This is a genomic window from Microbacterium phyllosphaerae (genome assembly GCF_017876435.1).
GTDB classification, from domain to species: domain Bacteria; phylum Actinomycetota; class Actinomycetes; order Actinomycetales; family Microbacteriaceae; genus Microbacterium; species Microbacterium phyllosphaerae.
Map to the genome: position 1 here is coordinate 1,301,520 of NZ_JAGIOA010000001.1, position 19,799 is coordinate 1,321,318.

A 19,799-nucleotide genomic window follows, 5' to 3' on the forward strand; every position below is an offset into this window, starting at 1 on the left:
ACCGGCGCCGGAAGGGGCGCGATGATGAGCGCGGCGACGCCTGTCGACGTGCGCACACGCATCGACCCGGATACGAGCGACGACGACCTCGTCAGGGCGACCAGAGCGGGCGACAGCCGTGCCTACGGGGTGCTGTGGGATCGTCATTCGCCCGCAGCGTTGAGAGCGGCCCGCTCGATCACGAGCTCGATCGACCCCGACGATCTGGTCAGCGAGGCGTTCGCGAAGACCTTCAGTGCCATCCGCAACGGCGGCGGCCCGACCGAGGCGTTCCGCCCGTATCTCTTCGCCGCCGTACGCAGCGCGGCCGCCACGTGGGGAGGGAAGCAGAAGGATCTGGCCCTCGACTACATCGATGAGCTCCCGGTCGACGACACGGAAGACTCCCTCGATCTCCTCTCCGACCGCGCACTGCTGACCTCGGCGTTCAAGGACCTCCCCGAGCGGTGGCGCACGCTGCTGTGGTACCTCGAGGTCGAGGGCATGAAGCCCCGCGAGATCGCGCCGCTCATGGGGATGACCCCGAACGCCGTCTCCGTGCTCGCGACACGAGCCCGCGAGGGATTCAAGGTCGCCTGGCTGCATGCGCACATCAAAGAGCCCGGGCGCGAGGCCGAGTGCCGCTGGACCTGCGAGCGCATCGTCGCTCAGGGCCGCAAGCGGCACGTCGCGCGTGCGGATCGCGCACGGTTCGAGTCGCATCTCGAGAGCTGCCGTCGGTGCACGATGGCGAGCGCGGAGGTCGCCCAGGCGTCATCGAAGCTGCGCGCCGTGCTGTTGCCGGCGATCATCGGCGGCCCTGCCGCCGCGGCATACTCGGCGGCATCCCCGGCGCCCGCCTCGGCCGCGGTCGTTGCCGGAGCCATGCCCAGGGGCGCGATGCCATGGCTCGTCGTGGGGGGCACGGTCGTCGTCGTGACGGTTGCGGCCGCGATCGTCGCGGTCGCCGCTCAACTCGCACCGAGCGAGACCCCGGCAGCCGACGGAGCCCCCGCGCTCGTCGTCGAGTCGCCGGCACCGATCTCGACACCCGTCTCGCAGGAGGCGCCGGTCGTGCCCACGGTCCCGGTCATTCCCGTTGCTCCGCCCGCGACCGACCCGGACGCGCAGACGCTCCCGGAATCGCCGGCGGAGCCCGCGCCGGACTCGGTCGTCGAGCCTGCACCCTCTCCGCAGATCGATGAGGCGACGACTCCGCTCGAACCACGTTCGCGTCCGCAGGTGCGTCCCCCGGCGGCCCCGCCCGTCGTCGAGCCGATCGACGAGGTGCCGGTGACGATCTCCTGGATCATCGCGCCCGGATCGACAGACATCCCTCCCATCACCGGATCCGGTACCCCCGGTGCGCAGATCGCGATCATCGACGAGGGGGGTCTCGTCGTCGCGACCGCGATCGTGGACGAGGCGGGCACGTTCTCGGTCGTGCCCGACGCCGACGCGCTGCACCAGGACATGTCCGTCTCCGTGCGTCACACGGCGCCGGTCACCGGGGAGGTCACCGTCAGCGACCCGATCGGGCCGATCGGCTTCGACACCCCGGTGCTCGCCGATCATTCGAATGGGTTCCTCGCCCGCACGGATATCGACGGTGACGGCGAGCATGACGATCTCGCGCTCGTCGTGCAGGGCATCGTCGGCGCGACGGTCTCGGTCTCGCTCGACGGCGGCGCCGCATCGACGGTGCTGCTGTCCGACGCGTCCACGGTCGCGACACTCCTCGACGTCAGGCCCGGGCTCCATCGGGTCACGGTGCGATACGTCGACCCCGTGACCGGAGCCCTCGGGGTGGCCGAGGTCGACCGCATCCTCGTCTCTCCATGAGCTGCGGGGTCGCTCCGCCGTGACCCCGCAGCCCGCGCCAGATGAGAAGCTTGAACGATGAGCACTCCCCGCGATTCCGATCAGGTCGCCCCGCCGAGCGACGCTCCTCTGACGGATCGCGAGGTGCGGCGGCTGCGCGAGGACTTCCCGATCCTGCAGGTCGAGGTCAACGGGCATCCTCTCTCGTACCTCGATTCCGGCGCCACATCGCAGCGTCCGTTCGCGGTGCTCGATGCCGAACGCCAGTTCGCGACGACGCTCAACGCGGCGGTGCACCGCGGGGCGCACACGCTCGCCGCAGAGGCCACAGAGGTCTTCGAGGATGCCCGTGCCACCGTCGCCCGGTTCATCGGCGCCGACGAGGGCGAGATCGTCTGGACCTCGAATGCCACAGAGGCGTTGAACCTCGTCGCCTACTCGATCTCCAACGCGTCGCTCGGACGAGGCGGAGCGGCTGCCGAGCGACTGCGCCTGCGCGAGGGCGACGAGATCGTCACGACTGAGATGGAGCACCACGCCAACCTCATCCCGTGGCAGGAGCTCGCGGCGCGCACCGGGGCGACCCTGCGGGTGATCCCGCTCGACGACGACGGTGCGCTGCGTCTCGACGCCGCTGCCGAGCTCATCACCGCGCGCACCAAGCTCGTCGCGTTCACCCACGTGTCGAACGTGCTCGGCGTGATCAACCCCGTCGAGCAGCTCGTCGCCCTGGCGCGCGCCGTCGGCGCGTTCGTCGTGCTCGACGCCTGCCAGTCGGCTCCCCATCTGCCGCTCGACGTCCGGGCTCTCGATGTCGACTTCGCCGTGCTCTCCGGGCACAAGATGCTCGGGCCGACCGGCATCGGTGCACTCTACGGCCGCCGCGAGCTGCTCGAGGCCATGCCGCCGTTCCTCACCGGCGGCTCGATGATCACCACCGTCACCACGACGGAGGCGTCGTACCTGCCACCGCCGCAGCGATTCGAAGCCGGCACCCAGCGGGTGTCGCAGGCGATCGCGCTCGCCGCGGCCATCGACTACCTGACGGCGGTGGGGATGCCGCGCATCGCCGCGCACGAGGCCGCCTTCGGGGCGCGTCTCGTCGAGGGACTGAGCGCCATCGACGGCGTCCGCGTGCTCGGAGCCGGCATCGACCTGCCGCGCGTGGGGCTCGCGAGTTTCGACGTCGACGGCATCCACTCGCATGACCTCGGCCAGTTCCTCGACGACCGCGGCATCGCCGTGCGAGTCGGGCACCACTGCGCCCAGCCGCTGCACCGACGCCTCGGTGTCACCTCGTCGACCAGGGCGAGCACGTATCTGTACACGACCGATGCCGAGATCGACGCCGTGCTCGACGGCGTTCAGGGTGCCATCGACTTCTTCCGGAGGGGCGCATGAGCGACCTGCAGAACCTGTACCAGGAACTCATCCTCGACCACTCCCGCACCCCGCACGGGTTCGGGCTCCGCGGCGAGGTCGCGGCGCAGTCGCACCAGGTGAACCCGACCTGCGGTGACGAGGTCACCCTGCAGGTGCATCGCGCCGGCGACGGCAGCATCGAGGCGATCGCGTGGGAGGGCCACGGCTGCGCCATCTCACAGGCATCCGCGTCGCTTCTCGCCGAGCTCGCCGAGGGGCTGACGGTCGAGGATCTCGAGGTGCGGATCGCGGCGTTCCGCGAGGCCATGCGCTCGCGAGGCAAGATCGAGCCGGACGAGGAGCTGCTCGGCGACGTCGCAGCCCTGGGTGGAGTCTCGAAGTACGTGGCCCGCGTGAAGTGCGCGATGCTCGCCTGGGTCGCCGTGGAGGACGCGCTGCACAAGGCGTGAAGGCGAGGCATGGGTCGTCCGCGGTGAGGTGCAGGATGGAACCATGCCGCTTCTTCTGACTCCTCTGCCTGCCGACCGTTTCGACGACTGGCTCGCGACCACTCGCGTGCGACTGATCGCGCTCAGGCGGGAGTCGGGGATGCTCGTCGGCGAAGACGCTGCGGCCCGTGTCGATGAGTTCGTCGGCGAGCTGCTCGCGGAGGGCCACGAGACGCCGACGTCGCTGATCCTGGAGATCGAGGACGACGGAGTCGCTCTGGGCACGGCCTGGCTGGCCGCGAACAACGGCGTGCTGTTCCTCGTGGATCTCGCTTTCGGCGTCAGCCCGAGCGAAGCACAGCGCGGCCGACTGCTCGCGGAACTGCGGACCCTCGCCCGTACACAGCAGGTCACGCGGATCAGCATGGGCGTCTACGCCTCCGACAGTGAGAGCCGCGCGTTCGTCGAGAGCGGTGGATTCGAGGTCGCCTCGATCCAGATGCTCCTCGAACCGCTCCCGTCGCGCGAGGGGCGCTCGCGTGTGGTCGTGAGCCCGATGACCGCGGAGCGCTTCACGAGCTTCGCCGTGGCATCCGAAGCCGCCTTCGCCGCGGATCTCGCCGCATCAGGCCGATACTCGGAGGAGGATGCGGCGGTCGAGTCGCACCGACAGATGCAGCTCGAACTCCCTGACGGAGTCGCGTCGGAGGGGCAGGAGCTGTTCGTCGCCGAGGTCGACGGCGATGAGGTCGGGGTGCTCTGGATCGGTGTCCGAGCTCGTGCCGGACGCCCGCACGCCTTCATCCTCGACATCGAGATCGCCGAGGGGCATCGCCGCAGAGGGTACGGTCGCGACGTCATGCATGCGGCCGAGCGGGAGGCCCGTCGGCTCGGTGCGGACTCGATCGGCCTGCATGTCTTCGGCTTCAACACCGGCGCCATCCGGCTCTACGAGAGTCTGGGGTATCGCCGCGTCGAGGAGCGCTTCCTCCTCACCGTCTGATCGTGCGACTCGCAGCGTCACGGAGGGAATAGCCCCGTCGCCCAGGCGTTGCCCCGAGCATGACAACTCTCGGAATCATCGGTGCAGGACACATCGGCAGCCAGGTCGCGCGCGTCGCGGTCGCGAACGGCTACGACGTGGTGATCGCCAACTCGCGCGGCCCGGAGACACTGGCAGGTCTCGTCGACGAGCTCGGCCCGCGGGCGAAGGCGGCGACGGCCGCGGAGGCCGCTGCGGCGGGTGATGTCGCCGTCGTCACGGTGCCGCTCGGCAAGATCGACGCTCTCCCCGTGGAGGAGCTCGCCGGCAAGATCGTGCTGGACACGAACAACTACTACTTCGAGCGCGACGGTCACATTGACGCCCTCGACAAGGGGGAGACGACGACCTCGGAGCTCCTGCAGAAGCAGCTGCCGACGTCGCGGATCGCCAAGGCCTTCAACCACATCTACGCGGCCGACATCACGACCGACGGCACCCCGGCCGGAACCGAGGGGCGCCGCGCGCTCGCGACCGCGGGCGATGACGCCGAGGCTGTCGATTTCGTCACGCGCTTCTACGACGAGGTCGGCTTCGACACGGTCAACGTCGGTCCGCTCAGCGAGTCCTGGCGCGTCGAGCGTGATCGTCCCGCCTACGTCGTGAAGCAGACCGCGGAGGAGCTCACCGCGAACCTCGCCATCGCGAACCGCCTGCCCTGAGCGTAGGCGGACTGGGCGCGGATGCTGCGGCATCCGCGCCCTCTTCTGTCTCGTCCGCGCGTGAGTGGTGCGCAGACGAAATAAATCCCCCGTTGGGATACCAAAACTTGTCGATCCGCTCTCCGGGTGGGACAATCTCGGTATGGCGGGGGTGGGGACTGCCGGCGAACTCGAGTCGGTGAGGGTGACGCGCATTCTGCGTGATGACATCATCCTCGGGCGTCGTGTGCCCGGATCCCGGCTTGTCGAACGCGATATCGCAGCGGAGCTCAACGTGTCGCGGCTGCCCGTGCGCGAAGCGATCCGCACGCTGGTCGGCGAGGGAGTGGTCGTCGCGAGGCCGCGCACCTGGGCCGTCGTGCGCGAGTTCACGCACCGTGACATCCAGGACTTCGGCGAGGTGCGCGAGGCGATCGAGACCCTGATCTTCGTCTTCGCGGCCGAACGTCACGACGATGCGGGGATCGCACGGCTGCAGGCGTCGTACGAGCGTGAACTCGCGGCGTCGAAGGCGGGGGATGTCGAGGCGGCGCGGATCGCGGCAGGGGAGTTCCACGAGATCTCGGCCGAGCTCGCGGGCAACGAGATGCTCGGTGAGCTGATCGGCGTGTTCGTCACGCGCCTTCGGTGGCTCTTCGGACAGCACGATGACCTTCTCGCCATGGCGGACGAGCATCGGGTGATCCTCGAGGCGGTCGTCGCGCGCGATGTCGAGAAGCTGCGCTGGCTGATTCCGCGCCACCTCGCGAGTGGCCAGGCGGCGGCTGAGCGTCGTCTTGCCTCGCCCACGTACTCGATCTGAGGCATCCCCGCGTTGAGGAATACCCCGACGCGGGGTACTGTTGTGACGAGAGAGATACCCCAGGGGGGTATCTGACTCTGTCAGGAACAGTCGAGAGGGAACGCACTGATGAGCACCACCACCTACTCCGTCACCGGTATGACCTGCGGGCACTGCGAGGGCTCGGTCCGCAGCGAGGTCGCGAAGCTCGACGGTGTGACCGGCATCGAGGTCAGCGCCGCGTCGGGCAGCCTGGTCGTGACATCGGCCACCGAGCTCGACGACGCCGCTGTGTTCGCCGCCGTCGATGAGGCCGGCTACAGCGCCGTCCGCGCCTGAGGGGCGATCATGTCAGCCGAGGCGGTGTCGTACGACCTCGAGATCGAGGGCATGACGTGCGCGTCGTGCGCCTCGCGCATCGAGAAGCGACTCAACCGCATGGAGGGTGTGGCTGCGACCGTCAACTACGCGACGGAGAAGGCGCACGTCGAGGTCGCGCCCGGCATCGCCGTCGAAGACCTCATCTCGGAGGTCGTCCGTACCGGATACGCAGCGGCACTCCCGCGCGAGGACGACGCGCCCGACGTCGATCCCGCCTACCGCCTCCTGCGGCTCCGCCTGATCGTCGCGGCCGTGCTCGCGGTTCCGGTGATCGTGCTCGCGATGGCGGAGCCACTGCAGTTCCCGGGGTGGCAGTGGGTGTCGCTCGCCCTCGCCACGCCGGTCGTCACCTGGGCGGCCTGGCCGTTCCACCGGGCGGCGGTGCTGAACGCGCGCCACCGGGCCGTCACGATGGACACGCTCATCTCGGTCGGTGTCGGAGCGGCCTATCTGTGGTCGCTGTATGCGCTGTTCTTCGGCACCGCGGGCATGTGGGGGATGACCCATCCGTTCCGATTCACGATCGAACGCGGCGACGGCCTCGGCAGCATCTACCTCGAGGTGGCCGCGGGCGTGACGATGTTCCTCCTGCTCGGCCGGTTCCTCGAGCAGCGCTCGAAGCGTCGTGCCGGAGCGGCTCTCCGCGCTCTGGGCGAGCTCGGCGCCAAGGACGTCTCGGTCCTGCGCGACGGGCGCGAAGAGCGGATGCCGCTCGAGCGGCTCGCAGTGGGGGAGCTGTTCGTCGTCCGACCCGGCGAGAAGATCGCGACCGACGGGATCGTGCGAGAGGGGTCGTCTGCGGTCGATGCCTCGATGCTCACGGGCGAATCGGTCCCGGTCGAAGTGCGAGCCGGGGATTCGGTCACCGGCGCCACCGTGAACGTGGGTGGACGCCTGGTCGTCGCCGCGACACGGGTCGGTGCCGACACCCAGCTCGCTCGCATGGCACGCCTCGTCGAAGAGGCCCAATCGGGCAAGGCCGAGGCCCAGCGTCTCGCCGACCGGCTCTCGGCGGTGTTCGTGCCGATCGTGTTCGCCATCTCGGCCCTCACCCTGGTGGTGTGGCTGCTGGTCGGCGGCGGTGCGGCTGCCGCGTTCACCGCAGCCGTGGCGGTCCTGATCATCGCGTGCCCCTGCGCCCTCGGTCTGGCGACGCCGATGGCACTGCTCGTCGGCACCGGTCGAGGTGCCCAGCTCGGTGTGCTCATCAAGGGACCGGAGGTGCTCGAGTCGACCAGACGCGTCGACACGATCGTGCTCGACAAGACCGGCACTGTGACCACGGGGCGGATGACACTCGTGGACATCATCGTCGCGGACGGGGAGGACTCCTCCGACGTTCTCCGCTACGCGGCCGCGGTCGAAGAGGCATCCGAGCATCCCATCGCGCAGGCGATCGTGCGGGGCGCCACCGAGCGCCTCGGCGACCTGCCCGCCGTCGCGGACTTCCGCAATCTTCCGGGCCGAGGTGTGACCGGCATCGTGGATTCGCGGGCGGTGATCGCCGGTCGCCCCTCGCTCCTGGAGGACTGGGCGCTGCGCCTCGACGGGGAGCTCGCTTCCGCCTTCGACAGCGCGGAGGCGAACGCACGCACTGCCGTGGTGGTGGCGTGGGACGGCCGCGTGCGCGGTGTCCTCGTGGTCGCGGATCAGGTGAAGCCGACCAGTGCCGACGCGATCGCCGCGCTGCGGGAGCTCGGGCTTCGTCCGGTGCTGCTCACCGGCGACAACGAGCGCGCGGCGCGGAGCATCGCCGGCGTGGTGGGCATCGACGAGGTGCGCGCAGGAGTCCTTCCCGAGGGCAAGGTCGAGGTGATCACCGTTCTGCAGGCACGCGGTGCCGTCGTCGCCATGGTCGGCGACGGCGTCAACGACGCGGCGGCCCTCGCACAGTCTGATCTCGGGATCGCGATGGGCACCGGAACCGACGCCGCGATCGAGGCATCAGACCTCACGCTCGTGAGAGGTGACCTCTGGGGGGCGGTCGACGCGATCCGCCTGGCGAGGCGGACCCTCGGCACGATCCGCGGCAACCTCTTCTGGGCACTCGCCTACAACGTCGCGGCGATCCCGCTCGCGGCGCTGGGTCTGCTGAACCCCATGCTCGCCGGCGCGGCGATGGCGTTCTCGAGCGTGTTCGTCGTTCTCAACAGTCTCCGGCTTCGTCGTTTCCGGAGCGCGGCGGGCGAGATGGTGCGCTAGAAAGGCCCCTGTCGCGGGGATATATTGAGCCTACGGAATCGTTCCGGATAATCGTCTTGTTCTGGGGAGCGATATGAGGGCTGTCGCTGTCGTCACCGGGGGGCTGCTGCTGATCGGCGGAACGGTGCTCGTCGTGGTCGCCGACCAGCAACGGGTCGACTCCCTCGACGAGGTGCGAGCAGCCGTCACGCGGGCCGAGGAGAACCTCGACGCGACCCGCGACGCCAACTACCTGCTCGCCGAGAAGCTGACCGCTCTGCGTGCGACCATCGCCGAGCAGGAGACCGAACTCTCCGACACGACGGGCTTCCTGCGATGAGGCGACAGTCGTGATCCGGAGGGTGTTCTCGGTCAGCGTGGTCGCGGCCGTGCTCCTCGCCTCGGGCGTCGTGGGGCGTGCCGCGGCTCTCGACGAAGACAGAGCTGCCGCGATCGCCGAGCTGCAGAGCCTGTCGCAGTCGACCCGTTCGGCCCAGATGCGCACCGATCACCTCGAGGGAGCGATCGACATCGCGGAGAAGGAGACGGACGATCGTGCGGCGGTGCTCGCGGTGCGTCCTGCCTTCGTCGACGAGATCGACGCGCTCAGCGCCGCGATCGCGGCCGCCGACGGCAAGGTCGACACCGCCGCGCATCGGGCTGCGGCACTGTCGGCCCAGCAGACCGTGCTCGATGAGCGGAAGAGCCCGGCCACCGTGATCGCGGCGACCGCCACCGTCCATGCGCTCATCGACAAGGTCGGCGACGACGTGACCACCTGGGAGGCGGCGCAGTACGCCGCGCCCGCAGGGCCGGCCTGGTCGTCGAGCGGACCCGACGGATACGCGAGGGTGCGTGCCGCTCTCGACGTGGTCGGCGGCACAGGCGTGGGGCTCTACGAATCAGCCTCGTGCGCAGGGGGATCCGCTCCCGCCTGCGCCAACAGCAACGGGTACATCAAATACCGGGCCGACATCGTGGACTGGAGCCCCGAGCGGCTGAGATGGGCTATGGCGCACGAGCTCGCCCACATCTACCAGTTCCGCGTCTGGGGAGCCCTCACGTCGTCGGGGACGTACGGCTCGCTCTTCGGAGGCGACCCCGAGTTCCTCGCCAACTGCATGGCCGTGGTCAGAGGGTTCCCCGGTGCGGTCGGATGCGACGGCGACCAACAGACGTGGGCGTCGGCGATCTGGGTCGGGTCGGTCAGGTGAGTCACCGGGCCGGAGTCGTGGTGTCGATCGCCTCTCGCAGCGGGCGACGCATCACGCGCCAGTAGCCCGCCGGCGCGAGCCGCACCAACACGTCGACGAGTCGAGCCTCCCTGCCGACCATCGTGCGAGCCCGGCGTCGTTCGGTCGCGCGAACGATGAGGGCTGCGGCATCCACCGGCTCGGTGTGGTACATCGCCGCCTGCGCGGCTGCCGCTCTCGCCGCCACGGCGGGATCGATCGCCGCGGCATACCGTCCGTGCAGGATGATGCCCGTACGCACGCCGGCCGGGTAGACGGCGCCGACCGTGACCGACGTGCCCTCGAGCTCGTGCCTGAGCGCCTCCGAGAAGCCTCTCACCGCGTACTTGGTCAGCGCGTAGGGGATCCGCCCCGCAGGAGCCGCCAGGGCGTACACGCTCGCGAGGTGGGTGACGTGCGCGGCGGGCGCGGTGCGCAGCGCGGGCAGCAGCGCCTTCGTGATCGAGACGGTGCCCCACAGGTTCACGTCGGTCAACCAGCGCATCTCCTCCATCGTCAGCTGCTCGAGGGTGCCGAGCATCGACGAGCCGGCACAGGTGATCAGCGCGTTGATGCGCGGATGCGACGCGATGATCTCTCGAGCGGTCGCGAACACGGCCTCATCGTCTCGGAGGTCGACGATGTGCGTGGTGACCGTGGCACCGGCGAGCTCTGCCACCAGCATCCCGAGCGCCTCGGCGTTGTGGTCGATCAGCGCGAGGTGCACACCGTCCGCGGCGAGGATCCGGGCGATCTCGGCGCCCATTCCGCTCGCGGCTCCCGTGATGACCGTGGTGCTTCCGGTGAGGGTGAGACGCGTCATTGCACTCCTCCTGGCGGCGACCGGGAGTGCCGCAGGTGATCGAGCAGGTCTGTGCGACCCGATTCCGATCCATTCTGGCCCACTGCATCGGGGAGCGATACCGGTACGCTCGAAGAGAGGAGGTAGCGGTGGGACGAACTGCGGATGCCATCGCCGAAGGCGTTGCGATCGCGACCGCTGCCGCGCGCCTCGCCGTGAAGAATCACATCCTCATCGGCACGATCGCCGAGAACGGCGTGTTCGACACCGACAAGTACGTCGCCGATGCGCGCGAAGCGCTGCGGGCGATGGCCGAGGAGTCCGAAGAGGTCGAGCGCAACCTGACGGAGCTGCGCAAGCGCGCTCGCGGTCGCCACTCCGACCCTTCGGGAACGCACGACTACCGTGACCGCGATGTGCGCAACCTCCGACGCCGGGCCAAGCAGTCGCGCGGCGTCGCGACGAAGCTGCGCGAGACGATGGAGAACGAAGCCGCGTTGCGTGCCATCGTGGAGGAGGCCCGAGAGGGCGCCTGGGCCGACGTGCGCCACAACCTCGATCGTCGGCTCCGCGTCGAGGGCATGCGTCCCGACCAGGACCCCGACTACGATCGCATGCGCGAGGCCCGGATGCAGGCTCTTCGGCTCGTCGACCTGCAGGCTCTGTCGTCCCTGCAGCGTGCGAAGGCGAAGCGGAAGAAGAAGCAGAAGGCCGCCGAACACGACGAGTGACCTGCTCGATTCGCATTCGAGTGGTGACTGTTATAGGCTGTTCCACGGCCCGCTGAGCGGTCCAGGAGCGCCCGTAGCTCAATGGATAGAGCATCTGACTACGGATCAGAAGGTTAGGGGTTCGAGTCCCTTCGGGCGCACATCAGCTGAAACCCCCGTCGCGAAAGCGGCGGGGGTTTTGCGTTTCTTGCGGAGTGCTCGACTGCATCCGGCGCGCACGGAGCGAAGGAGAAGACGCGCAGCGAAGGACCTCTCGCCAGGAGTCCTCCATTGTTAAGAGAGTTCTCCTTCGCAACGGGTGCGTCGGCGCTCGGGTCAGTCCCTGCGCCACATCTCGCCGAGGGTGGACGTACGGGGGAGCAGGCGAGGCTCGAGCGTCACGCTGCGTGACGGGGCGCCCGGGTTGGCGATGCGCTCGAGCAGCAGGTCTGCGGCGACGGCGCCCATCTCCTCGCCGGGCTGGCTCACCGTGCTGATCGGGATGGCGCTCTCAGACGCGAAGTGGTTGTTGTCGTAGCCGGTGATGGCGATGTCGCCGGGTACCGAGAAGCCCGGCACCTCGTTGAGGATCTGGATGAGGCCGATCGCGACGAGGTCGGATGCCGCGACGATCGCATCGTATGTTCCCGCACCGCGCTCCAGGATCTGCCGCCCGGCATCCCGGCCGTGACGGATGTTCACTCCTCGGGTCTCGAGGATGTCGATCGACGCGTCCGGATGCGCGGCCGTGGCCTGCTCCGCGCCCTCCCAGCGCTGGTTGACCGCCGTGAGGAATCGGGGCCCGCCGACGAACAGCAGCCGCCGTCGACCGAGGGCGATCAGATGCGAGGCCGCCAGTGCGCCGCCGTGGCGTTCGTCCACGATGACCCCGGGGTACGCGAGCGAGGGGGACTCGAAGTTCGCCAGCACTGTCGGTGTCGTGCGGTTCGCCGGATGCGGCGACTTCGCGAGGGCCGTGTCGAGAGGAGCGAGGATGATGCCGGCGACACGTGAGCGATCGAGCAGCTCGAGATTGTGGATCTCGCGATCGGGGTCGACGTCCGAGTTGACGATGAGGACGTCCATCTTGTGGCGTCGCAGGGCGCGTTCGGCGCCCCGGGCGATGTCGACGAAGAACGAGTTCCCGAGGTCGGCGAGCACGAGGCCGACAGACGTGCTGTTGCCCGCAGCCAGCGACCGCGCGGCATCGTTGCGCACGAAGCCGAGCTCGGCGATCGATGAGAGCACCCTGCGTCGCGTCGCTTCGCGCACCTTCTCGGGGTTGTTCAGGGTGTTGGAGACGGTGCCGAGGGCGACCCCTGCGTGGGCAGCCACGTCCGCCATGCTGGGCTTCGTGCGCCCTGACGGGGGAGTGTCGGTCACGTCATCCTCCTCGGCGTCGTCGCCATGACCTGGTTCTTCAACTCTAGAGCATCCGATGTCATGAAGCGCTTCATTTCTGATTCGTAACGGTCTTGACATGCCCTTTTTTCGTATGGCATGGTGTGAATGAAGCGCTTCAAAAGAGGCGTCGCTCTTCAAGGAGGAACAGTGACCACAGCAATGAGGCGCGCCCGTCGCCTGGCCCCCGCAATCGCGCTCATCGGCGTCGGTGCTCTCGCACTCTCGGCCTGCTCAGGAGGCTCGGGGTCATCGGAGTCGGGCGCCGGTGACGGAGAGTTCACCTACCTCGGTCAGACCGAGAACACCACGATCATCAACACGCTCGAGAGCCTCGCCGGCGACCAGTGCAAGGCCGCCGATGAGGCAGCGCCGCTGACGTCCGACGACATCTCGGGCACCCAGTGGGACCAGCAGCTGCAGCTGCTCGCCAGCCAGGACGGTCTCTCGGACATGCAGATGGCCGCCGGCACCCCGGCGCTCATGTCGGAGTTCATCGACGGGGGCAAGGTGCTCGACCTCTCGAAGGCGCTCGATGACCTCGGCGTCTCGGACCGACTCGTGCCCGCAGCCGAATCCACGGTCAAGGCCCTCTACGGCGACGGTGCGCTCTACGCGCTGCCGACCGAGTTCAACATCGAGGGCTTCTGGTACAACAAGGAGCTCCTCGCCGACAACGGCGTCGAGGTTCCCGAGACGTGGGACGACCTCGTCGACGCCGCCTCGACGCTGAAGGATGCCGGTGTGCAGCCGTTCGCGACGGCAGGCAAGGACGGCTGGCCCGTCACCCGCCTCGTCGGCGACTACATCTTCCGCACGCTCGGCGCAGACGCCCTGCAGAAGGTCGCCGACGGCGACGCCAAACTCACCGACCCCGAGTACGTCGCCGCGGCCGATGCCGTCGCCGAACTCGGCAAGGACGGATTCTTCGGTGACGCGGTCGGATCGATCGACTACAACGCCTCGATGAACCTGTTCCTCACGGGCAAGGCCGCCTTCTTCTACATGGGCAGCTGGGCTCTCGCGAACTTCAACGACGAAGAGCAGAACCAGATCGGAGCCGACAACATCGGCTTCGCCCGCTTCCCCGACGTCGAGGGCGGAAAGGGCAGCATCGACGAGATCCCGGCGAACGTCGGCATCCCGGTGATGTTCGCCGAGAAGAACTACGACGATGACTCGGCCGCGTGGCTGAAGTGCATCGCTGAAGGATACGGTGACACCGCGCTGAACGAGAGCGGCGTGGTCTCGGGCTTCGTGGTCGACAACCCGCCGGCAGATCTTCCCGAGACGACCAAGATCGTGCAGGAGGAGATCGCGAACGCACCCTCGAGCGTCCTGTGGTTCGAAGCGCTCTTCACGCCCAAGGCCACCGGCATCAGCCAGAACAACGGTGCGGGCCTCGCCAACGGCAGCCTGTCCGGCGAAGAGTTCATGAAGCTCGTCCAGGCAGCCAACGACGAAGGCTGACCTCTCCCGGGGCGGGCGATCGCTCGCCCCGGGATCGCTCTGGTCGCATCAGGAGATCCACCATGCACAAAGTCCTCGGTGACAAGCGCGCCATCTTCGTCCTCCTCGGACCCGCGCTGCTCGTCTACTCGCTCGTCATGCTCGTCCCGATCGTGTGGTCGCTGTTCTACACCGTGCAGGACGGCAACCCCATCACCGGCTTCACATTCAACGGCTTCGACAACTTCATCAAGTTCTTCCAGGACCCCGCCGCATGGGACGCGATCCTCTTCACGTTGAGGTACGCGCTCATCCTCACCGCGCTGCAGGTGATCGTGGGGTACCTGCTCTCCCTGATGTACGTCTTCTGGCTCCGCAAGGGGTCGGGCCTCATCCGCACGATCGTGTTCTTCCCCGTCGTGCTGCCCACGGTGGCGGTCGCGCTGCTGTTCCAGCGCCTGTTCGAGGCGGCGCCGACCGTCGGACCGGTGAACTCGTTCCTCGGCATCCTCGGCGTCCAGAACCTCGACTGGTTCGGCACCCCCGACGCATCCTTCTGGGTCATCATCGCCATGGACCTCTGGCGGTCCATGGGCTTCTACGCGGTGCTGCTGTATGCGGGCCTCGTCGACATCCCCGACGAGCTCATCGAATCGGCACGCATCGACGGAGCATCCGGGTGGAAGCTCATCCGCACCATCGTCCTGCCCCTGTCGCTCCCGGTGCTGCTGTCGTCGATCATCTTCAGCATCAACGGCACGCTCAAGGTGTTCGACACCGTCGTGGCCTTGACCAACGGCGGGCCGGGCAACGCCACCACGCCGCTGACCCTGTACATGTTCCGCACCTCTTTCGCCTACGGCGACTACGGGTACGGCAGCACGATCGCGCTCATGCTGACGATCCTGTGCCTGCTGTTCACGGTCTTCATCTTCCGCTCCACCCGCCGCGACCTGACGAAGGACTGAACCAGTGAGCGCTACGACCGCCATCGTCACAGGCACCCCGCTGCCCACCCGACGCGACGTCGACCCGAACAGACGGGGCGTCCGCGACTTCTTGCGTCGGCTCCCGATCCGCCTGCTCATCGCCGTTCTGCTGATCGTCGAGGTCTACCCGATCCTCTGGATGCTCCTCGGATCGTTCAAGACCCAGAGCGAGTTCCTCAACGAGCCGTTCTGGGCCCTGCCGCAGTCGTGGGACATCGTCAACTACATCGAGGTGTTCACCACCGGCGAGTTCGGCAAGTACATCGTCAACAGCGTGATCGCGGTGTTCCCGTCGCTCGCGATCATCCTGGTGTTCGGAACCGCGGCCGGCTTCGCACTCGAGGTCATGGTCTGGAAGGGCAGGGGCACCGTGCTGCTGCTGTTCCTCGCCGGCATCATGGTGCCCGCGCAGATGATCCTGCTCCCGCTGTTCACGATCTACTTCCGCACGAACATGACCGGCACGCTGTGGCCGCTCATCATCACCTATGTGGCGTTGGGCATGCCGTTGACCGTGTTCATGATGGCGACGTTCTTCCGGTCGGTGCCTCGCGAGATCTTCGAGGCGTCGACGCTCGACGGAGCGTCGATCTTCCGGTCGTTCTTCTCGATCGGGCTCCCTCTGGTCAAGAACGCGCTGTTCACCATCGGGCTCGTGCAGTTCTTCTTCCTCTGGAACGACCTGCTGATCGCGCTGACGTTCACCAACAGCAGCGATCTGCGCACGATCCAGGTCGGACTGCTCAACTTCACGGGGGAGTACGGGGCTGTGCAGTACGGACCGACCTTCGCCGCGATCTCGGTCAACGTGCTCGGAACACTGCTCATCTACGTGTTCCTCAACCAGCAGGTCATGAAGGGCCTGACCGCAGGATCGGTGAAGGGCTGACATGACGAACATCATCGAGATCTGGCTGGAGAACAGGCGAGGCGGGGCAACCGTCGGGATCGGAGAGGCTGAACCGCGGATATCCTTCGTGGCGGATGCCGTGGCGTCGGCGTTCGAGGTGGAGTTCACCCTCGAGGGCGGCGCGGCACAGACCGCGCAGGTCACGACGACCCAGCTCATCGCATGGCCTTTCGCACCCCTGGCTCCGCGAGACGGAGGCGAACTGCGTATCCGCGCCTCGGACGCCGAGTCCTGGAGCGAGCCGATGAGGATCGAGGCCGGTCTCGGCGATGACTGGCAGGTGGACTTCGTGTCGCCGTCGGTCGCAGCCGACCGTGACTCGCCCCGGCCGGCATACCTGTTGCGGGCCGTCATCGCCGAGGGGGCGCTGCCCGAGGACATCGCACGGGCGCGGGTCTACTCGACCGCGCACGGCGTCTATGAGCTCGAGGTCAACGGAGAGCGCATCGGCGACGACGTGCTGGCGCCGGGGTGGACGAGCTACAGCCACCGCGTCCGCTATCAGACGCACGACGTGACCGCGGCGTTGCGCGGTGGCGAGAACGTGCTCGGCGCCTGGCTCGCCGACGGCTGGTACCGAGGTCACATCGGCTTCGACGGCGGGGTCTGGGACATCTACGGATCCGACGTCGCCCTGCTCGCGCAGCTCGAGGTCACCACGGCAGACGGCACGACACATCACGTGCCGCTCACCTGGAGTGCAGCGCCGTCGCCGATCACCTCGGTCGGTCTGTACGAGGGGGAGGCCTTCGACGCCCGGCTCGCGCAGGACGGATGGTCCGCACCGGAGTTCGACGCCTCGGGCTGGACGCCGGCGGTCACGCTGCCCCGAACCGACTTCCGTGCGGCGATCGAACCGCCCACCGCGCTGCCCGTGCAGGAGACCGAGACCCTTCGGCCGGCGGCGATCACACGCCAGCCGAGCGGGCGCATCCGCCTCGATTTCGGTCAGAACATCTCGGGCGTCCTGCGCATCCGGGTCCGAGCGGATGCCGGGCACACGGTGACGCTGCACCACGCGGAGGTGATCGAGAACGGAGAGCTCGGCACCCGCCCGCTGCGCGCGGCGACCTCGGTCGATAGCTACACGGCCGCGGGGATCGGCGAGGAGATCTACAGTCCTCGGTTCACGATCCATGGATTCCAGTACGCCGAGCTCGAGAACTGGCCGGGCGAACTGCGCGACGGAGACGTCGAAGCGGTCGTGATCCACACCGGAATGCGCCGCACGGGGTGGTTCGAGTCGTCGAATGAGGGACTTGACCGGCTACACTCCAACGTCGTCTGGAGCATGCGCGACAACTTCGTCGATCTGCCGACCGACTGCCCGCAGCGTGACGAGCGGGTGGGGTGGACGGGCGACATCCAGGTGTTCGCACCGACGGCTCTTCGGCTGTTCGCCGCGCATGGCACCCTCACCGGATGGCTGCGCGACCTCGCATTCGAGCAGGCCGACCAGGGGCACGTGCCCAACTTCGTGCCCTGGGTGGAGTGCGGCTTCCCGAACTTCCCCACCGCTGCCTGGGGCGACGCGGCCGTGATCGTGCCGTGGGAGATGTATCGCAACGACGGCGATCTGCGCATCCTCGCCGACCAGTACGCCAGCATGCGCGGCTGGGTCGACCTCGTCGACGACCTCACCGGCCACACCGGACTCTGGAACACCGGCTTCCAGCTGGGAGACTGGCTCGACCCGACCGCGCCGCCCGAGGACCCGGGCAAGTCGCACACCGACAAGTACCTGGTCGCGACCGCATATCACGTGCGTACGGCGCGCATCGTGGCGGACACGGCAGCGCTGCTCGGCGAGACGGCGGATGCCGCGCACTATCGCGCGATCGCCGATCGCGCGGCACGGGCGTTCCAGAACGAGTTCCTCAGCGACACCGGACGCGTCGTCAGCGACACCCCCACCTCCATCGCCGTCGCGCTGGTCTTCGACCTGCTCGAGAACGACGAGCAGGTGGTCCGTGCCGGAGCCCGGCTGCAGGAGTTGGTCGGTGCCGGCGGGTTCCACATCTCGACGGGGTTCGTCGGGACGCCGATCATCTGCGATGCGCTCGTGCGCGCCGGGGGCATGGACTACGCCTATCACCTGCTGCTGCAGGACGAGCTGCCCTCGTGGCTGTACCCGGTCAGCATGGGGGCGACGACGATCTGGGAGCGATGGGACAGCATGCTCCCCGACGGGTCGATCAACCCCGGTGACATGACGTCCTTCAACCACTACGCGCTCGGTGCCGTCGCGGACTTCCTCCACCGTGCGGTGGCGGGGCTCGCAGCCGATGCGCCGGGCTGGGAGCGCATCCGCTTCGAGCCGCGGCCCGGTGGAGGTCTCGACCACGCGAGTGCCCGGTACGACAGCGTGCGAGGTGCTGCGTCGATCTCGTGGAAGCGCGAGGGCGAGAAGCTGTCGATCGAGCTCGAGGTGCCTGCGGCCTCCGCCGGCGTGCTGGTGCTGCCGGGGTCGGATGAGCAGGTTCCCGTCGGCCCCGGCCGACACTCGTTCACCACCACATTCCGGTCCGTCGACGACGACCCCGAGCGCCCGTTCTTCGGCTGGCGCCGACCCGAACCCGTCCTCGAGACTGAGGGAGCAGCATGACGCAGCAGCACATCCGACCGGGGCAGGTGTGGCTCGACACGAAGGGCGAGCGCATCCATGCGCATGGCGGATCCGTCCTCACGGTCGACGGCGTGCACTACTGGTACGGCGAGAACAAGGAGTTCTCCACCCCCGGCAGCGGCGTCTGGCACTGGGGCGTGCGGTGCTACTCGTCGACCGACCTCGTCAACTGGGACGACCGCGGTGTCATCATCCCGCCCGACGAGGATGACGAGTCCTCGCCGCTGCATCCGGCGCAGGGCCTCGATCGTCCGCACATCATCTTCAACGCCGAGACCGGAAAGTTCGTGTGCTGGGTGAAGGTGATGACGAAGGGGTCGGTGCAGCGCTCGACGGTACTCACCGCCGACAGCATCCTCGGTCCGTACGAGATCCAGCGCACCTGGCTGCGACCCCTCGACATGAGCGCCGGCGACTTCGATCTGGTCGTCGACCCGCACGACGGCAAGGGGTACTACTACTTCGAGCGGGTGCACTCCGAGATGATCTGCGCCGATCTCACCAGCGACTACACCGACGTCACCGGGTACTACTCGACGCACTTCCCCCAGCCGCAGCCTCCCTTCGTGCGAGAGGCGCCCGCCCATTTCCAGAGGGGCGGCCTGCACTATCTGCTGACCTCCGGCACGACCGGGTATTACCCGAACCCCTCGGAATCGGCGGTCTCGCGCAGCTATCACGGCCCGTTCGAGGTGCTCGGCGACCTGCACCCCGACGATGATTCGCGCACGTCGTTCCATTCGCAGATCTCGTCGGTGTTCCGCCACCCGGGCAAGAAGGACCTCTACATCGCGATCGCCGACCGTTGGCTCCCGCGATACCTCGAGCACGGCGATCGCGCTCGTCAGGCATTCATCGAGCACTTCGCACCGGGGAGGGACGGCGATGAGCCGATGGAGGAGTTCGCCTACGTCGACACCTCGATCGCCGACTACGTCTGGCTGCCGATCCGTTTCGCCGGCGATCGCCCGATCATCGAGTGGCGAGAGGAGTGGTCGCCCGACGAATACGAGGACGCCTGA

The 19,799-nt window shown here is 68.1% G+C and carries 18 protein-coding genes and 1 tRNA gene; 17 read left to right on the top strand and 2 right to left on the bottom strand.

From position 1 onward, the window contains the following. The first annotated feature begins 24 nt into the window (after positions 1 to 24). The 10 genes from JOF42_RS06055 (at position 25) to JOF42_RS06100 (ending at position 9,872) form a co-directional block, all read left to right on the top strand. The gene (locus tag JOF42_RS06055) at positions 25 to 1,821 is read left to right on the top strand and encodes a sigma-70 family RNA polymerase sigma factor (protein WP_210097039.1); all 1,797 of its coding nucleotides are present in this window, start codon (positions 25 to 27) and stop codon (positions 1,819 to 1,821) included. 57 nt (positions 1,822 to 1,878) lie between these two features. Next, positions 1,879 to 3,201 carry a cysteine desulfurase gene (locus JOF42_RS06060; RefSeq protein ID WP_210097040.1) on the top strand — a complete coding sequence of 441 codons (1,323 nt, stop codon included), beginning with the start codon at positions 1,879 to 1,881 and terminating at the stop codon, positions 3,199 to 3,201. Continuing rightward, positions 3,198 to 3,632, top strand: coding sequence for a Fe-S cluster assembly sulfur transfer protein SufU (gene sufU, locus JOF42_RS06065; RefSeq protein WP_210097041.1), 435 nt, complete (start codon positions 3,198 to 3,200; stop codon positions 3,630 to 3,632). The genes JOF42_RS06060 and sufU overlap by 4 nt, the downstream gene beginning before the upstream one ends. Before the next feature lie 43 nt (positions 3,633 to 3,675). Further along, on the top strand, positions 3,676 to 4,614 hold the full coding sequence (locus JOF42_RS06070; protein ID WP_210097042.1) for a GNAT family N-acetyltransferase: 939 nt from the start codon (positions 3,676 to 3,678) through the stop codon (positions 4,612 to 4,614). Between the two features lie 59 nt (positions 4,615 to 4,673). Then, on the top strand, positions 4,674 to 5,315 hold the full coding sequence (locus tag JOF42_RS06075; RefSeq protein ID WP_210097043.1) for an NADPH-dependent F420 reductase: 642 nt from the start codon (positions 4,674 to 4,676) through the stop codon (positions 5,313 to 5,315). A gap of 184 nt (positions 5,316 to 5,499) precedes the next feature. Beyond that, entirely contained in the window at positions 5,500 to 6,117 is a 618-nt protein-coding gene (locus JOF42_RS06080) for a GntR family transcriptional regulator (RefSeq protein ID WP_307803555.1), read from the top strand. Positions 6,118 to 6,225: 108 nt separating this feature from the next. Continuing rightward, positions 6,226 to 6,435, top strand: a complete 210-nt coding sequence (locus JOF42_RS06085) for a heavy-metal-associated domain-containing protein (protein ID WP_210097045.1) — start codon at positions 6,226 to 6,228, stop codon at positions 6,433 to 6,435. Positions 6,436 to 6,444: 9 nt separating this feature from the next. Continuing rightward, a complete protein-coding gene (locus JOF42_RS06090) occupies positions 6,445 to 8,679 on the top strand; it encodes a heavy metal translocating P-type ATPase (RefSeq protein ID WP_210097046.1) in 2,235 nt (744 codons plus the stop codon). 73 nt (positions 8,680 to 8,752) lie between these two features. After that, positions 8,753 to 8,998: a hypothetical protein gene (locus tag JOF42_RS06095; protein WP_210097047.1), complete on the top strand. Its 246-nt coding sequence runs from the start codon at positions 8,753 to 8,755 to the stop codon at positions 8,996 to 8,998. Positions 8,999 to 9,008: 10 nt separating this feature from the next. Next, positions 9,009 to 9,872, top strand: coding sequence for a hypothetical protein (locus JOF42_RS06100; RefSeq protein WP_210097048.1), 864 nt, complete (start codon positions 9,009 to 9,011; stop codon positions 9,870 to 9,872). A gap of 1 nt (position 9,873) precedes the next feature. Here JOF42_RS06100 and JOF42_RS06105 read toward each other — a convergent pair whose 3' ends face one another. Continuing rightward, positions 9,874 to 10,713: an SDR family NAD(P)-dependent oxidoreductase gene (locus tag JOF42_RS06105; RefSeq protein ID WP_210097049.1), complete on the bottom strand. Its 840-nt coding sequence runs from the start codon at positions 10,711 to 10,713 to the stop codon at positions 9,874 to 9,876. A gap of 128 nt (positions 10,714 to 10,841) precedes the next feature. Here JOF42_RS06105 and JOF42_RS06110 point away from each other — a divergent pair, with 128 nt between their 5' ends. After that, complete coding sequence (locus JOF42_RS06110; RefSeq protein WP_210097050.1) at positions 10,842 to 11,423, top strand: asparagine synthase; 582 nt, start codon at positions 10,842 to 10,844, stop codon at positions 11,421 to 11,423. A gap of 67 nt (positions 11,424 to 11,490) precedes the next feature. Then, positions 11,491 to 11,563 (top strand) — tRNA-Arg (locus tag JOF42_RS06115). Between the two features lie 175 nt (positions 11,564 to 11,738). Here JOF42_RS06115 and JOF42_RS06120 read toward each other — a convergent pair. After that, positions 11,739 to 12,785: a LacI family DNA-binding transcriptional regulator gene (locus tag JOF42_RS06120; protein ID WP_210097051.1), complete on the bottom strand. Its 1,047-nt coding sequence runs from the start codon at positions 12,783 to 12,785 to the stop codon at positions 11,739 to 11,741. 168 nt (positions 12,786 to 12,953) lie between these two features. Between JOF42_RS06120 and JOF42_RS06125 the strand changes: the two genes are divergently transcribed. The 5 genes from JOF42_RS06125 (at position 12,954) to JOF42_RS06145 (ending at position 19,799) form a co-directional block, all read left to right on the top strand. Then, the gene (locus JOF42_RS06125) at positions 12,954 to 14,273 is read left to right on the top strand and encodes an ABC transporter substrate-binding protein (protein WP_307803556.1); all 1,320 of its coding nucleotides are present in this window, start codon (positions 12,954 to 12,956) and stop codon (positions 14,271 to 14,273) included. A 62-nt stretch (positions 14,274 to 14,335) separates the two neighbouring features. Beyond that, on the top strand, positions 14,336 to 15,220 hold the full coding sequence (locus JOF42_RS06130) for a carbohydrate ABC transporter permease (protein WP_210097052.1): 885 nt from the start codon (positions 14,336 to 14,338) through the stop codon (positions 15,218 to 15,220). A gap of 4 nt (positions 15,221 to 15,224) precedes the next feature. Further along, a complete protein-coding gene (locus JOF42_RS06135) occupies positions 15,225 to 16,130 on the top strand; it encodes a carbohydrate ABC transporter permease (protein WP_307803557.1) in 906 nt (301 codons plus the stop codon). Between the two features lies 1 nt (position 16,131). After that, complete coding sequence (locus tag JOF42_RS06140) at positions 16,132 to 18,756, top strand: family 78 glycoside hydrolase catalytic domain (RefSeq protein WP_210097053.1); 2,625 nt, start codon at positions 16,132 to 16,134, stop codon at positions 18,754 to 18,756. Further along, positions 18,753 to 19,799, top strand: coding sequence for a family 43 glycosylhydrolase (locus JOF42_RS06145; RefSeq protein WP_210097054.1), 1,047 nt, complete (start codon positions 18,753 to 18,755; stop codon positions 19,797 to 19,799). Before JOF42_RS06140 ends, JOF42_RS06145 begins: the two co-directional genes overlap by 4 nt.

Excerpts from the sequence above, each read along its gene's own strand:
- JOF42_RS06055 (WP_210097039.1), top strand. The coding sequence starts at position 25 with ATGAGCGCGGCGACGCCTGTCGACGTGCGCACACGCATCGACCCGGAT.
- JOF42_RS06060 (WP_210097040.1), top strand. The coding sequence starts at position 1,879 with ATGAGCACTCCCCGCGATTCCGATCAGGTCGCCCCGCCGAGCGACGCT.
- sufU (WP_210097041.1), top strand. The coding sequence starts at position 3,198 with ATGAGCGACCTGCAGAACCTGTACCAGGAACTCATCCTCGACCACTCC.
- JOF42_RS06070 (WP_210097042.1), top strand. The coding sequence starts at position 3,676 with ATGCCGCTTCTTCTGACTCCTCTGCCTGCCGACCGTTTCGACGACTGG.
- JOF42_RS06075 (WP_210097043.1), top strand. The coding sequence starts at position 4,674 with ATGACAACTCTCGGAATCATCGGTGCAGGACACATCGGCAGCCAGGTC.
- JOF42_RS06085 (WP_210097045.1), top strand. The coding sequence starts at position 6,226 with ATGAGCACCACCACCTACTCCGTCACCGGTATGACCTGCGGGCACTGC.
- JOF42_RS06090 (WP_210097046.1), top strand. The coding sequence starts at position 6,445 with ATGTCAGCCGAGGCGGTGTCGTACGACCTCGAGATCGAGGGCATGACG.
- JOF42_RS06095 (WP_210097047.1), top strand. The coding sequence starts at position 8,753 with ATGAGGGCTGTCGCTGTCGTCACCGGGGGGCTGCTGCTGATCGGCGGA.
- JOF42_RS06105 (WP_210097049.1), bottom strand. The coding sequence starts at position 10,713 with ATGACGCGTCTCACCCTCACCGGAAGCACCACGGTCATCACGGGAGCC.
- JOF42_RS06130 (WP_210097052.1), top strand. The coding sequence starts at position 14,336 with ATGCACAAAGTCCTCGGTGACAAGCGCGCCATCTTCGTCCTCCTCGGA.
- JOF42_RS06140 (WP_210097053.1), top strand. The coding sequence starts at position 16,132 with ATGACGAACATCATCGAGATCTGGCTGGAGAACAGGCGAGGCGGGGCA.
- JOF42_RS06145 (WP_210097054.1), top strand. The coding sequence starts at position 18,753 with ATGACGCAGCAGCACATCCGACCGGGGCAGGTGTGGCTCGACACGAAG.